The organism is Marivirga aurantiaca, from assembly GCF_016679925.1.
Classification (GTDB): Bacteria; Bacteroidota; Bacteroidia; order Cytophagales; family Cyclobacteriaceae; genus Marivirga; species Marivirga aurantiaca.
In genome coordinates, this window is the sequence record NZ_JAEQBW010000002.1 from 452,426 (window position 1) to 467,617 (window position 15,192).

At 37.0% G+C, this 15,192-nt stretch carries 11 protein-coding genes; 4 read left to right on the forward strand and 7 right to left on the reverse strand.

Going from position 1 to position 15,192, the window contains the following annotated elements; translation table 11 throughout:
- Positions 1–262 precede the first annotated feature (262 nt).
- Together JKA74_RS07365 and porU2 are read left to right on the forward strand one after the other, a co-directional pair.
- The gene (locus tag JKA74_RS07365) at positions 263–1,339 is read left to right on the forward strand and encodes a putative type IX sorting system protein PorV2 (protein ID WP_201430516.1); all 1,077 of its coding nucleotides are present in this window, start codon (positions 263–265) and stop codon (positions 1,337–1,339) included.
- A complete protein-coding gene (gene porU2 / locus JKA74_RS07370; protein ID WP_201430517.1) occupies positions 1,326–6,341 on the forward strand; it encodes a putative type IX secretion system sortase PorU2 in 5,016 nt (1,671 codons plus the stop codon). Before JKA74_RS07365 ends, porU2 begins: the two co-directional genes overlap by 14 nt.
- Positions 6,342–6,345: 4 nt before the next feature.
- On the opposite strand, the gene crcB is transcribed toward porU2, so the two are convergent.
- The 4 genes from crcB to JKA74_RS07390 all read right to left on the reverse strand — a co-directional run bounded on the left by crcB (position 6,346) and on the right by JKA74_RS07390 (position 10,900).
- Entirely contained in the window at positions 6,346–6,726 is a 381-nt protein-coding gene (gene crcB / locus JKA74_RS07375) for a fluoride efflux transporter CrcB (protein WP_201430518.1), read from the reverse strand.
- A 109-nt stretch (positions 6,727–6,835) separates the two neighbouring features.
- The gene (locus JKA74_RS07380; protein ID WP_201430519.1) at positions 6,836–7,717 is read right to left on the reverse strand and encodes a toxin-antitoxin system YwqK family antitoxin; all 882 of its coding nucleotides are present in this window, start codon (positions 7,715–7,717) and stop codon (positions 6,836–6,838) included.
- A 128-nt stretch (positions 7,718–7,845) separates the two neighbouring features.
- On the reverse strand, positions 7,846–9,732 hold the full coding sequence (gene htpG, locus JKA74_RS07385) for a molecular chaperone HtpG (RefSeq protein WP_201430520.1): 1,887 nt from the start codon (positions 9,730–9,732) through the stop codon (positions 7,846–7,848).
- 208 nt (positions 9,733–9,940) lie between these two features.
- Positions 9,941–10,900 (reverse strand): GDP-mannose 4,6-dehydratase, encoded by a 960-nt coding sequence (locus JKA74_RS07390; protein WP_201430521.1) that lies wholly within the window; start codon positions 10,898–10,900, stop codon positions 9,941–9,943.
- A gap of 281 nt (positions 10,901–11,181) precedes the next feature.
- Here JKA74_RS07390 and JKA74_RS07395 point away from each other — a divergent pair, with 281 nt between their 5' ends.
- On the forward strand, positions 11,182–12,537 hold the full coding sequence (locus JKA74_RS07395; RefSeq protein ID WP_201430522.1) for an alkaline phosphatase PhoX: 1,356 nt from the start codon (positions 11,182–11,184) through the stop codon (positions 12,535–12,537).
- Between the two features lie 53 nt (positions 12,538–12,590).
- The gene (locus tag JKA74_RS07400; protein ID WP_201430523.1) at positions 12,591–13,274 is read left to right on the forward strand and encodes a hypothetical protein; all 684 of its coding nucleotides are present in this window, start codon (positions 12,591–12,593) and stop codon (positions 13,272–13,274) included.
- 7 nt (positions 13,275–13,281) lie between these two features.
- Here JKA74_RS07400 and JKA74_RS07405 read toward each other — a convergent pair whose 3' ends face one another.
- The 3 genes from JKA74_RS07405 to JKA74_RS07415 all read right to left on the reverse strand — a co-directional run bounded on the left by JKA74_RS07405 (position 13,282) and on the right by JKA74_RS07415 (position 15,190).
- Positions 13,282–13,707: a hypothetical protein gene (locus tag JKA74_RS07405; protein WP_201430524.1), complete on the reverse strand. Its 426-nt coding sequence runs from the start codon at positions 13,705–13,707 to the stop codon at positions 13,282–13,284.
- 150 nt (positions 13,708–13,857) lie between these two features.
- Complete coding sequence (locus tag JKA74_RS07410) at positions 13,858–14,859, reverse strand: glycosyltransferase family 2 protein (protein WP_201430525.1); 1,002 nt, start codon at positions 14,857–14,859, stop codon at positions 13,858–13,860.
- Entirely contained in the window at positions 14,852–15,190 is a 339-nt protein-coding gene (locus tag JKA74_RS07415) for a YbaB/EbfC family nucleoid-associated protein (protein WP_201430526.1), read from the reverse strand. Before JKA74_RS07415 ends, JKA74_RS07410 begins: the two co-directional genes overlap by 8 nt.
- Positions 15,191–15,192 lie beyond the last annotated feature (2 nt).

A 15,192-nucleotide genomic window follows, 5' to 3' on the forward strand; every position in this document is an offset into this window, starting at 1 on the left:
CAAGTTTCAACAAGGGGGTAAGCTGGCTTATTGGATTAAAAACTGCGTTCTCATTCATTAATCCCCTTTTATTAATTTTCAAAGATGGAGTCAAATGAATTTTAGTTTTGAACTTTATGTTCGACTGTGGTCACTTTAATTTGAAAAAGTGTACGATTATAAGACAGGTGACCATTGATTATTTTAAATGGAATGCTAAATGAAGAGAAAAGAAAACCAAATTATCATGATATATTTTGTAATTTTAAGGAAATAACAATCGATGAGATTCATATCACTTTTATTGATTTTTTTGTTAGGTAGCTTCTCTTTGCTTGCTCAGGTTTCAAAGCCCAAGTATGCCAATGAATTTTTATCTATTGGAGTAGGAGCAAGAAGCTTCGCCATGGGAGGAGCCAATGTTGCTTCAGTTTCAGATGCTTCGGCCGGTTATTGGAATCCTGCCAAATTGATGGCGATCAAAAGTGACTATTCCTTGAATTTGATGCATGCTGAATATTTTGCGGGTATTGCTGCTTATGATTATGCTGGTTTTGCCACGCCCATAGATGAGGAAAGTACAATGGGTATTACATTTATCCGCTTCGGAGTGGATGATATTCCTGATACACGTTTCTTGTATGATGCCAATGGAGCACTTAATTACGATAATATTCGTTTTTTTTCTGCTGCAGATTATGCATTTCAGTTCTCTTATGCCAGAAACCTGAAATTTTTAGAAGGACTGTCATTTGGCGCCAATGCAAAAGTGATCCATCGAACAGTAGGTGAATTTGCCAAGGCCTGGGGTTTTGGATTTGACCTGGGGGCTTCCTATAAATATAAAAATCTGGATATTGGATTAATGGCCAGGGATGTCACCGGGACTTTTACTACCTGGTATCACAATGTCACCATGATTGAGCAAATATATAACCAAACCAACAATGAGATTCCTGAGAATAGCACTGAATTGGCAGTTCCCCGGCTGATTTTAGGAACAGCCTATACTCAAAAATTACCTTATAAATTCAGTGTATTGGCAGAAGTGAATTTTGATGCCACTTTCGATGGTCAAAGAAACACTTATATCAGTGAAGACAAATTTTCAATTGATCCACGTGCAGGCATTGAATTGGCTTATGATAATATGGCGTTTTTAAGATTTGGCGGAAATAATCTCCAAAAGATCAAGAATTTTAATGGTACTGAAAGATGGAATGGGCAGGCTAATATGGGACTCGGTTTTAAATACAAGATTTTGCAAATTGATTATGCATTTACAGATTTAGGCAACAGCTCAGAATCATTATATTCACATATTTTTTCCGTTATATTGAATTGGAATGCTAAAGAGTAATTTATTTCTAATCATCGGTTTTTTTATTTGTTGGTTTGCTCCGTTAATGGGCATTTCACAGTACGGTTCAGAATGGATTAATTTTAACCAGGATTATTACAAAATCTCTATAGCACAGGAGGGAGCCTATCAACTGGATTATAATACATTATTTAATGCTGGCTTGCCACTTTCAAGTATTGATTCCCGCACTTTTAGAATTTATCATCGTGGGAACGAAATTGCTATCAGGGTAACAGGCCAGGCTGATGGAAAACTCAATCAAGGGGATGTTATTCAGTTTTTGGGCAGAAAAAATGATGGAATTTCCGATACACCTTTGTATGAAAATCCGGAAGATCAACCTCACACATATTACAATTTATTTACTGATACGACAGCTTATTTTTTAACCTGGCGTTTGGATGGGGTTCAAGGTAAAAGAATGATTGAGCGGAACGTGATCAACAACGCCAATGATTTGCCTGCTGAAACATCATTTATTCAGAATGTAAAGAATCTATGGGTTAGCTCAGCAAATGGAGGTCAATCTTATAATCCTCAAAACGAAGTGTTTAAATCTACTTTTGATAAAGGGGAAGGCTGGACGGATAGTGGTTTTACAAGTGCAAGAAATTATACGGTGGGCAATCTTCTCAAACAAAACAGAAATGATGCTTCACCTGAATTTGAAATATTAGTACAAGGAAGAAATGCAAGGGATCATCAGGCGGAGGTTTTTGTGGGGCCAACTACCAACTCTTTAAGAAGTGTTGGAGCAGTCAATTTTTCAGGTTATGGTTTTACTAAGCTTGCAGTCAGTTTGAATTGGTCTGATGTAAATGTAAATGGTAACATTGAAGTGAGGGTTGTGCCTCAAGGTAACTCTCCGGATAGAATGTCTGTTTCCTACATTTCGCTTAATTACAGTAAAACTTTTGATATGGATAATGAAGCTGGTACTTCTTTCCATTTAGGTGACAATGCCGCGAATAATTCATATGTGAGTTTTACCAATACAAATAGCAGTGCCCGCTTATATCGGATAGATAATTTTAATGAACCTGTACTCCTTGGAACTAATAGATCAGGCAACGAAATAAACACTGTAGTAGAGAATACTTTGAACGGGGCCAATTTATATATTCAGAATCAGAATTTTATTACTCCGGTGATTAAAAGAATCAAGTTTAGAAACCTGGCAAGTATTGATCCTGATTATGTGATTATCAGCCATACGGATTTGACTAAGCAGGCCGGGGACTATAATAATCCGGTAAAATCCTATGCATCTTATCGTGCTTCGCAAGCAGGTGGGGGGTATGATACTTTGGTTGTTGATATCACTAACCTTTATGACCAGTTTAATTTTGGGGAAATATCTCCAATGGCCATTTACCGTTTCACAAGGTTTTTGGTGGAGAATAAAAAGACTGAGTTTGTGTTCCTGATTGGCAAGGGATTGAATTGGGGGCATGGATACTATAGGCAAACTTCCCAAACGTCTGCCCAATATAAAGAATTTGTACCCACTGCAGGCTCTCCAGGATCCGATAATCTATTTGGTTTTAACCTCAATAACAATAATGAAGCTTCCCTTTCATTTGGCAGGCTAAATGCACATAACCCGCAAATAGTGGCCAATTATTTGAATAAAATAAAAGAAATGGAGGCAAATCCCCTGGATAATTTGAGAAGAAAGAAGTTTCTGCATTTAAGTGGGGGACTTTCTGCTTTTGAAATCAACAGGTTTAAAAATTACATTAATGATTTTACCGCTTTTGCCGAAAGCCCCTATATTGGCGGAGATGCTATCAATATCACCAAAGAAACCACACAGGTGGTAGAGTTGATTAATGTGGCCGATGAAGTAAATAACGGACTCGGCTTAATTACTTTTTTTGGACATTCTTCAACAGGTGAATCAGATATTGATATTGGCTTTGTAAGCAATGATATCTATGGATATCAAAATAAGGGAAAGTATCCTTTTATCCTGATCAATGGCTGTAATGCAGGATCATTCTACCAACAAAATAAAGAGGCGATCACTTTTGGTGAAGACTGGGTGAATACAGTGGATAGGGGAGCACTGGGAGTTATGGCTCATTCAGCCTTAGGCTTTACCAATGAATTAAAACGTTACTCCGATATTTTTTATGAAAAAGCCTTTGGAGATTCCTCACTGATAGATCAACCAATAGGAAAAATTCACAAAGAGGTAATAAAGGATTATTTAGCTTTATTTGGTACAAATCCTGCGGAGATTTATGTGGCTCAGGCACAACAATTCAATTTGATGGGAGATCCTGCCTATCGTTTGTTCCCTGCAAATAAACCTGATTTGGAAGTGAAAGATGAGGATTTGGAAGTGGTCTCCATTGATGGAGAGCCTATTGATGCCTTTACACCGGAATTTGGAATCGATGTGATTATCAGAAACTTTGGTACTACCCCTGTAGATTCCATTGGGATATCTGTCAAAAGAATCCTGCCCAATAATGAGGTTATAGAACAGGAGGTGCAATATTTTCCTTCAGTATATTATCAGGATACAGTACAGTTGAGTATTTTTAATGAAGATATCAACAGCTTTGGGCAAAATAGATTTGAGATTCAACTTGATCCTGCTGATTCCATCAACGAAATGGATGAAACCAATAATTCAGCATCTATTGAATACTTTATTTCCATAGGAACAACTCTCAATTTGTATCCCTACAATTTTTCCTTTGTCAATGAGCAGAACATAACTTTAACTGCCCAATCAACTGACCTGTTTTCCGAAGAGCGGGATTTTTTGTTTGAACTCGACACTAGCCGCAACTTTACCAGCCCATTTTTAAAGCAGCAAACTGTTAATGCGAAAGTGATAGCCAAATGGGAGGTGGGCTTATTAAGTAATGACAATAAGGCCTACTTCTGGCGTACTAAATTTGCCGATCCCCGTGCAGATGAGTTGGATCAATGGACTACCTCTTCTTTTGTTTATACCGGAACTCCTCAACAAGGGTGGGTCCAGAATCAAATTGATCAAATCAGACTGAATGAGATAGAGGGCCTTAATATTGAATACGGCCCCTGGTCGTTTGAAGAAAATCCTTTTCAACTGGAAGTAAGCAATCCTGCAGATACTGCTCTTGGAAGGCTGAGTATTATGATTGATGGGATTGAATTTTCTACCTTCGGTTTTTTTGTGAATGAATGTAAATTCAGAACACTTAACCTGGTGGCATTTGATCGTTCTTCAGGAGCTCCTTATCGTATTTTAGGCAGTAATGAATTTGATATAATCGATGATATTTCCTGTGGGAGGAGACCTCAGGTGATTAACCAAATTTATAATAATCAATTGAATCAACCACAGACTTATTTTAAGAAATACTATGATGATTTACCCGAGGGTGATTTTGTACTTATAACTTCCTATGACAGTGTTGCCTGGAATATTCTTTTGGCCAATAACAGGCTGGAATTATTGAGTTTAGGAGCTTCAGCTGCTGTTATTGATAATTTGCAAAATGGCGATCCTTATATTTTATTGGGTAAAAAAGGTAGTGGTGCCGGCAATGGAATAGAAATAACAGCAAACCCATCCTCACCTGATCCGAAAAACAAGCAAGTCATTAGTTTGTCAGAAACAGTAGACGCCCGTTATGAGAGCGGAACTATTTTTACGCAGCAAGTCGGGCCTGTTAAAAGTTGGATGAACTTAGATGCTGATTTCGGTGAGGTGGAGGGGAATGACAATATACGTGTTGATGTATTTGGTGTAGATACTTTGGGGAATCAGAATTTATTGTTTTCCGATGCAGACTTACCACTGGATATAAGTAACATAGAAGCGGACCTATTTCCTTATTTGAGATTAAGGGCTACAATATCTGATCCTATTGATTTAACGGCTGCCAAACTATTGGAGTGGAAAGTGAATTTTGCTGAGGTTCCTGAGGGAGTGCTACTTCCCCGGAAAAATTTTAATGAAGCGAAAGGGATTGTGAGTGAAGGAGAAGTGTATGAATTGACATATGATTTTGTGAATGTGACTCCTAATTCCTTTGAAGACAGCATTGTTTACCAAACCCAGCTTTTCAATAAAAACACAAGAACTTTTCACCGTGTCTATGACACTATTCCTCCTTTGGAAGCTTATCTGGAAAGTGAATTGACATCTGCCATAGAAACGAGGGGTAGGACAGGTAAAAATGATATAAGTATACTGGTTAATAGAAATCAGCGTTTTTCTGAAAAGAATTTTTCCAATAATATCCTAAACTACAGAGAAGTGCTGGATGTAAAAAAAGATTCATTGCCCCCTTTTCTGAGTGTGACATTTGATGGAATCAGCATATTGGATGGCGATATAGTTTCACCAACACCAGCTATCAGGATGGAGTTAAAAGATGAGAATCAGCTGATCACTAAGCAAGATACTTCGGGAATTCAAATTGAGTTGCAGCGAATTTGTGAGGGCTGTGAAGTTCAAAGAATTGCTTTTTCAAATCCCCGGGTAGAGTGGATTCCTGCTACAGATGAGAAACCATTTAGCATTCAATACCAGCCTGAAAGTTTGGAAGATGGTATGTATCAATTGAGAGTGCAGGCTTCCGATGGTAGCCAAAATGAAACCGGAACGGAACCCTACAAAATACGATTTGAAGTGATTAATGCTTCAACTATTACCAATTTTTATCCGTACCCAAACCCTTTTTCCACCCAGACAAGGTTCGTTTTTACTTTAACCGGTTCTGAAATACCCAATGAAATTAAAATTCAGGTGCTGACTGTAACAGGAAGGGTAGTAAGGGAAATCTTGCAGGATGAAATCGGCCCCATTCACATAGGTAATAATATCACCACCTACGCCTGGGATGGGCGTGATGAATTTGGCGATTTATTGGCCAATGGAGTTTATCTTTACAGGGTTTTGGTAAGGAATAATGGAGCCTTTATGGAGCAAAGAGCTACCAGTGCTGACAAAGCATTCAAAAAAGGATATGGAAAACTATATATTCTTAGATAGGACCCTAAATAACATTGGAGGTTAAGTACATTCCTAAGGTGACAGCAATTAACGAAATGGCAAAGCTGGCAATTGTATAAATAACAAATTCCATAATGCCCCCACTCATTATAAATACATAATTTTCAAAGGCAAAAGCTGAAAAGGTAGTGAACCCACCACAGAATCCTGTTAACAATAATAAATGAAAGGCCTCCGATTTAATTCCTGATTTTACTAACCACCCAAAAAGAAGTCCGAAAAGCAAGCTTCCTAATATGTTGGCTAAAAAGGTTCCGTAGGGGTAAGTTCCAGAGCCAATTTTTTCTGATAAAATAGTAACCGCATAGCGTGCGATACTACCTGCAGCACCTCCTAAACCCACGTATAAAAATGATTTTAGCATGTTAAATATTATATGGATTCTAAAAATAAATTACACAAACGTTCGTCATTTGATTCTTGTTTTCTAGTAGTTACAAATGATTCTCGTGTAATTGCCTAATAGGCTCTATTTAATTACTGGCGAATTTCCTTTCCCATTGCTCCCTGTCATAAACCAACTTGCCTTCATCATTCCATTCCTGGTTGATATAAGGCTGGAAACTTTTATCAAAAGGATCTCTTCCATATTGAATAGTTTTCTTTCTTCGCCTGCGTTGGTCATAGTATTCAACCCAGAGGCCGACTTTTTGATCAAATCTGTATTCGCCTTGCACAGCTACCTGTCCGTTTTTGTGAAAATATAAGTAGGTGCCTTCTTTTTCTCCATACACGATAGGAATAGCTTCTTTTACCTGAGTTCTCTCCTCATCGTAATAGGTAATTTTGGAATCTATAGGCCAACCTTTGAAATAAACTTGCTTGTCCATTAAGATGCCATTGTTGTCATATCGCATCCATCGGCCATGCTTTAAGCCATTCCAGTACATGCCGGATTCAATGACTTCATCATCCTTTAATTTTTTATAGGGGCCATGTAATATGGCCGCAAACTTAGGATCTGCATTTTTAGTACTTCTTATGGTTTTCCTTTTAAAATCGTACCAATAGAAATCCCGTACATAAGGATCAGGCTCTACATATTCTTTTTTAAGATAATTGAAAAGTTCTCTTGTTACGTTGTTTCCATAGCCGGAAACGGTAAACTTTTTGCGAGTTTTTTTGTCGTAGTAAAAATTACGCTTTACTTTCTTTTTCTTTTTTTCATTCTTTTCTTCCTCCTCTTCTTCTTCATTATTAAAGTCAATAGTAACAGGTGCCCCATCCAGAAACTGAAAGGTAGTTTTTACACTATCACTGGCTGTAGCAACAGTATCCTTTCCCTCTTCAGTTTGTGCGGACACAATTAAAGGACTAGCTAATAAAAATACACCCAGGATGATTATTTTTCTCATTATATTCAAAACGCAAACAGCCCGAAGATATTGAATTCCCCGGGCTGTTCATAATAAATTAATAAAATTTGAATTCAATATTTATCTCCATGGTATTAAACTTAATATCATAGATCCTAAAATTGAAGTTAGTCCATCATTTGTACACTCCTGCTGATAAAGGAAGTTAGGTCCTTACCGTTTAACATATTCTGCGACAGGAGTGCTAAATCATAACCTTGCTTAGCTAAAGCTTTCTGCTTTTCAGTGTCAGTTTCTTTAAGGATTTTTCCGGCTAATTTATGGTTTCCATTAATTGTCAGGTTAAACTGGTCTGGCATTGTTCCCATAAATGACATTCCTCCGCCACCGGTTTGAGCCATATCCTTCATCCTTCTCATAAATTCCGGTAAAGTAATAGTAACCGGCAATTCATCAGGAGAAAGGGCTTCCACAGCAATAGTCATGGATTTATTATTAACAGCTTCTTCAAATACCTTTTTAAGCTTTTCTTTTTCCTCATCAGAAAGTACACTTTCTGCTTTTTCATCTTTGTCAATCAGCTTATCAACAATGTCAGCATCTACACGCTTCATGCTGGTTTTTTCAAGTTTTTGTTCCAGCATATTGATGAAATGGCTATCGATCGGGCTATTCAAAAGAATAACATCATAAGCTTTCTTTTCAGCAGAAGTAATAAAAGCATCCTGTTTTGCAGGGTCAGTAGCGTAAATGAAATTTACATTGCCATCCTTATCTGTTTGGTTGGTTTTAACATGCTCTGTATATTCATCTAAAGTGAAGTATTTATCCTGATTGATGCTTTTCAATAGGCAGAAGCTTTTGGCTTTATCATAGAATTTATCATCGCTCATCATACCATATTTAATGAAAAGACCGATACTCTCCCATTTCTCTTCAAAAGACTTTCTCTCTTTTTTAAATAGGTCAGAAAGCTTATCCGCTACTTTTTTAGTGATATGGCTGTTGATTTTCTTTACATTGCTATCAGCCTGTAAGTAACTTCTTGATACGTTCAATGGAATATCAGGAGAGTCAATTACACCGTGCAGCAACATTAGGAATTCAGGTACAACATCCTTTACCTCATCAGTAATAAATACCTGGCGTGAGTATAGCTGAATCTTATTCTTGGACATCTCCAACTCATTCTTGATCTTGGGGAAATATAATATTCCTGTCAAGTTAAATGGGAAGTCTACATTCAGGTGAATCCAGAATAGTGGTTCTTCACTGAAAGGATACAATTCTTTATAGAAATTGATATAATCTTCATCTTTTAAATCGGCAGGCGATTTAGTCCAAAGTGGTTCAGGATTATTGATTACAACAGGTTTGGTGATTTTTTTCTCTTTGGCATCTTCTCCTTCACCTTCTTTAATGGTTTCTTCCTTCTCGCCAAAAATGATAGGTACAGGAAGGAATTTGCAGTATTTATTCAATACTTCCCTCACTCTATGTTCTTCCAAAAATTCTTTTGAATCTTCGTTGATATGAAGGATTACTTCACTGCCTCTTTCTTTTTTGTCGCCTTCTGTCAGTTCAAATTCCGTGCTTCCATCACATACCCAATGGGCAGGCTTTGCACCTTCTTCTCTTGAAAGTGATTTAATTTCTACTTTTTCGGCCACCATAAAAGCTGAGTAAAAACCTAAACCAAAATGACCGATTATACCGGCACCCTCACCTTTTTCTTTGTATTTTTCAACAAACTCTGTCGCACCTGAAAAAGCAATCTGGTTGATGTATTTTTTGATTTCTTCACCTGTCATACCGATTCCCCGGTCGATCACATGCAAAGTTTTTTTCTTTTTGTTGATTTTGATCTCAATAGAAGTGTCACCCAATTCACCTGTATATTCTCCTAATGCCGATAAACTCTTGATTTTTTGTGTGGCATCCACCGCATTGGAAACCAATTCCCTTAGAAAAACCTCATGGTCGGAATAAAGAAATTTTTTGATGATAGGAAATATGTTTTCCGAATGAATTGAAATAGTCCCTTTTTCTTGCATAATATATTTTCAGTTTTGTTTTCCGCATTGGCATTATCAATTGTTATTCCATTACGAAAAACAGCGTAATTAACTGCCAGCATGGCAGATTTTAATTGATAAGTCTTATATGAGATGTTAATTTTTCCGATTTGACAGAAGGATAGAAGCTCATTATTTCAACGGAAACCATTTCACACTTCCCAATATATAATCTTTAAGGTAATCTCTAAACGGTCTCTTTGTACCATTGGTAGACTTTTTCCAGACCTTCCCGGAATCGTACTTTTGGCTGATAGCCCAGCGTTTGTGTAATTTTTGAAATGTCAGCTTTGGAATGTTTTACATCACCAGCCCTCTCAGGTCCATAATTGGCTTTAATATTTTTTCCGCTGATTTCGTTAAGCATCGAAATCATTTCATTTAAACTCACCTGGTCTCCACAAGCTACATTATATACTTGATTCAATGCCTCCGGATTGTTGGTGAAGAGTGCGAGGTCATTGGCATGTAAAGCATTTTCTACAAAAGTAAAATCCCTGCTGGTTTCACCATCACCATTAATAGTAGGTGCTTTATCCTCAATAAAAGCTTTGCAGAATATTGGAATTACTGCTGCATAAGGATTGTCCGGGTTTTGATTAGGGCCAAAAATGTTGAAATAGCGTAAGCCAACATAATTAAGGCCATAAGTTTTGTGAAATACTTCAGCAAACAATTCTACGGCTAATTTAGTCACCGCATAAGGACTCAGCGGGCTGCCAATAACATTTTCCACTTTCGGCAGGCTTGGGCTGTCTCCATAGGTGCTTGACGAACAGGCCAAAACTACTCGATCTATTTTATTGGCTACTGCTACATGTAAAATGTTCACTGTACCGTCAATATTTACTTTGGTGCTTTGCATGGGATTTTTAATGGAACGGGGTACAGAACCCAATGCTGCCTGGTGAGTGATGAGGTCAAAATCTTTGGTCAGTTCCAGCATTTTATCATAATCACATATGTTGGCTTCAAAGAATTCGAATTTCGGGTGATCTTCAAAAGGCTTGATATTGCTATAATAACCATTGGATAGGTCATCTATCACCCTCACTTTTTCTATTCTATCATCATTCAGATATTTTTTCACCAAATTGGATCCTATAAATCCTGCTCCACCTGTAATGATTAATTTTTTCTTTGACATGTGATTTTAGATAATTGAATTGCAAAGATATAAACTGATATTTAAATGTATAGTTATTTTGACCTTTCTTGTATCAGATGGTTAATTGTCCATCTGAAAGAGGAATCTTATTTTGTCGGATATGAAACAAGGATACAAATATGTAAATTGTAACTAAACAATTATGTTAAAAAACAATAACTAAAAGTTTACAGGAATTTAATGTAAATAAACAGTTTGAAATGTACTTTGCCAGCAGCGTATGTCAAGTGTGATTTCTAAAAAAAAAGAGATTGTAAATTATGAAAGCTTCCAGAAGAGATTTCTTAAAGCAGGCAAGCCTTGTTTCGTTAGGATTTATAGGGTTAAATCAATATTTGTCGCGAACTTCATTGGCAAAAAGCATTGATTATGTAGTAGCTAAATCATGGTTGGAGTTGCCTCAAGGATTTACTGCCAGTATCATTTCAGAATGGGGGCAAAAAATGTCGGATGGATTTTTAGTGCCCGGCCGGCCCGATGGAATGGCTACTTTTAATTTAAATGGGAAAGTGGCCATCATCAGAAATCATGAAAATAATCCTTCTCCATTTGGGTTTAGTGCATTTGGAAAAAATAACGAACTGCTGAATAAGGTATCTAAAAGTGATTTGTTTGACTTTGGTTATGGGAAAACCCCGGGTTTGGGAGGCACTACCACCTTAATATTTAACGAGAATACTCAAAAAGTTGAACAGCAATATTTAAGCCTGGCAGGAACTTACAGAAATTGTGACGGAGGCTCCACTCCCTGGAATAGCTGGATTTCTTGTGAAGAAGATACCACACCACAGGGTAAGTATTCAGAAGTATCCCATGGATATAATTTTGAGGTTCCTGTGGCTCACAAAGGGTTGGTTGCCCCTGTTCCCTTAAAAGCTATGGGAAGGTTTAACCATGAAGCAGTATGTGTTGATCCGTCAAGTGGGATTGTATTTCAAACAGAAGATCAGCATGATGGATTGATTTATCGGTTTATTCCCAATGAAAAAGAAAAATTGCACAAAGGAGGGACGCTTCAGGCTTTAGCTATTAAATGCCATAAACAGTTTGATACACGCAATTGGAAGAGTCAGGATTTGAAGGTGAATCAGGAATTGGAAGTGGAATGGATTACCCTCAGCCGTGTGGATTCACAAGAGGATGATTTAAGAAAAAGAGGTAAAATGAATGGTGCAGCAGTATTTGCCAGAGGGGAAGGGATGTGGTACGGAAATAATGAGGTGTACTTTGCATGTACCAATGGCGGAAAAAGTCAATCTGGCCAGGTTTTTAAATATGTACCCAGTTCAAAGGAAGGCCTTGAAAGGGAGAAGCTTGATCCGGGCAAGCTGATTCTTTTTGCAGAACCGAATGATTCAAGAATATTAAAATCCTGTGATAATTTAACTGTATCGCCCTGGGGAGATGTTATTTTAGTAGAAGATAGGAAAAATGCACATATTAGAGGCATTAGGCCCGATGGGCAAATTTATAATATTGGTAGAAATATAGGGTCAAATTCTGAACTTGCCGGTATTTGCTTTTCCCCTTCCGGAAAAACGATGTTTGTGAATGTGCAGGAACAGGGTTTAACTTTTGCCATTACCGGCCCCTGGGAAAGGCTAAGGAAGTTGTAATGCGAAAAACTGGATTGGAATTATTCGCTTTTGTGTTTTCTTAAATACCTGAAATGTTTAAGTGGAATTGGATAGGTACAGAATTGGTTGGTATTGGCTTGATTAAATTAAATGTTAAATTGATATGTATGAGGTCTTTTTTTCTATCACTTTTAATTATTTCTTTCATCATATTTTCACATCAAGTGATTGCCCAAAATGGGTATCAAAGTGGTTATGTAGTAACTATAGATAAGGATACTATCTATGGAGAACTAAAAGACCGTTCCTCTGAACCTTTTGGGAAGCTTTATAAGCAGGTAAGACTAAAAAGAAATTTATTTTTTGCTAAAAGGTTTTCACCTAAAGAAATCAGCATGTACAAAATAGGAAATGATGTTTACAGAAGCATTTGGCTACTGGAAGAAAATGTATTTTTAACTACAAGCTATTCAAGTCGATATGGAGAAGGTGGAAAAGTATTTGTTAAAATGATAGTTTCCGGAGAAGTAGATTATTATCAGTTGGAATTTAGGGATGCAGACAGCGGCTATTATGATTACATTCCTTTATATAAGAAAACAGGACAGTCAGAAATGGTACGTGTGACGCAGGGTGTATTAGGATTAAAGCAAAAGCAATTGGTTCATTTTTTTAATGATTACCCTTTATTAGTTAAAAAAATACAAGAAAAGCTTATCAAAGATCCGGTTGAAATTGCAGAGTTGTATAACGCCTGGAAAATTTCCCCTCAGTGATCTTTTACTAAGACAAAATAAATTCCAATGCCTCAACAGGATTTGAAGTGAGTTTCACTGGTCTTTTTGTCATTTTTATGACTGTATTTAAGTAGTATTTTTTAAAAGGTGATGCATCGGTTACTACTCCCGTTTTATTCATACCCATTGCTGTTCCCTTGGGAGAACAAACATTTTCAAAATATTTTCTTGCTTCTACTGGTACAACTCCTTGCTTTCTGATGTCAGAATAAAAACCAATAGGATTTTTCCCTTGAATGTCTTCAAATATTTTATCAAATAGCTGAATATAATCCTCAGTTTTAAAGGTGCCATGCCAAACTACCCCAACAATTTTTAAAGTACTGTCAAAGTAGGTGGTTGCAAAACTATATCGAGTTAAGATGTTCTCCTCATTTACCAGGCTTGACTCTGTAATCTTTAATGTCTCCATAGTATCTAAATTGTCTTTTTACTTGTTCTAAATATAAAAAAATAAGTTGTTTTTTACTAGGTGTTTAAACATAAGTTGAGTCGAAATCCAAAAGATTAATGATAACACCGATAGCTATACAATTTCAGGTTTGGAAAGGGAGGGCTATTCCTAAAAATTCAGATGCTTAAAAAATTTCTTTCCTTTTAAGAAGTAGGCTTTAATAATAGACTGCATATAAATTTGAAGATGTACCAAACCTGAGCCTTGAAACGGCTGGTAATTCACTTTCATTTTATGGAAATCTTTGTCCGCTTTTAAAACGGCTTGTGCATTTGTGGTTTTACCTTTTAAAAAGAATTGCAAAGCAGCAAGGTAGTTCAACCATTTCCTTTGCTTGTAGATGCTATCAAATTCCATTTTATTTAGGTTTTTGTAAAGCATCAAAAGATTGTTACGGAAATTAAGGTATGTTTTATAGGGACTCTCACTTTGCAAAGTTCCACCACCCACATGGTAAATAGTACTTTCTGAGCTATAATAAATCTGATATCCTGCGTTTTTGGCACGCCAGCAAAAATCAATCTCTTCCATATGGGCGAAAAATTGATCATCCAAACCTCCTAATTCAAAAAAATCTTTAGACTTTACAAATAAGCAGGCACCTGTGGCCCAGAAAACTTCTTTATCATCATCAAATTGACCATTATCTTCTTCTAAGCTTGATAATATGCGTCCGCGACAAAATGGGTAGCCCAAATAATCAATAAAACCACCGGCAGCACCGGCATATTCAAAATGGGATTTTTGATGAAATGATTTAATTTTTGGCTGGCAGGCTACAATTTTTGGATTTTGTTGCATTAACCGGATCACGGGATCAATCCAGTCGGGAGTAACTTCTACATCAGAATTGAGCAGGATAAAATAATCAGCTTCAACTTGTGCCAATGCTTTATTGTAACCTCCCGCATAACCAGTGTTTTCTTCTAACCTAATCAGCCGCAATTCAGGGTAATGTGTTTCCAGAAAAGAAATGGAATCATCAGTAGAGGCATTATCTGCTACAATTACCTGATGAGGTTTACTGTGCTTTATGACAGATGGGAGAAACTGCTCCAGGTAGTTTCTCCCATTATAATTTAATATTACTACGGCTACCTGATCAGGCATTGAACATTCCACCTAAATCCATCCCCGGAATATTGGGCAATACACCATCAGTAGCTTTCTTCATTTCCTCTCGTGCTTTTACCTCAACCTCTTCAATGGCTTTGTTTATGGCTGCCACAGTCAAATCCTGGATCATTTCCTTGTCTTTATCATTGATCATTGAATCGTCAATATCAATGCTGATCACTTGCTTTTTACCGTTGACAACCGCCTTTACCATTCCTGCCCCGGCTTCGCCTTCAGCAGTGATATGAACCAGATTTTCCTGAGCCTGCTTTACTTTGCCCTGTACTTCTTTAATCTGGCCCATCATTTTCATCATATCAAACATAT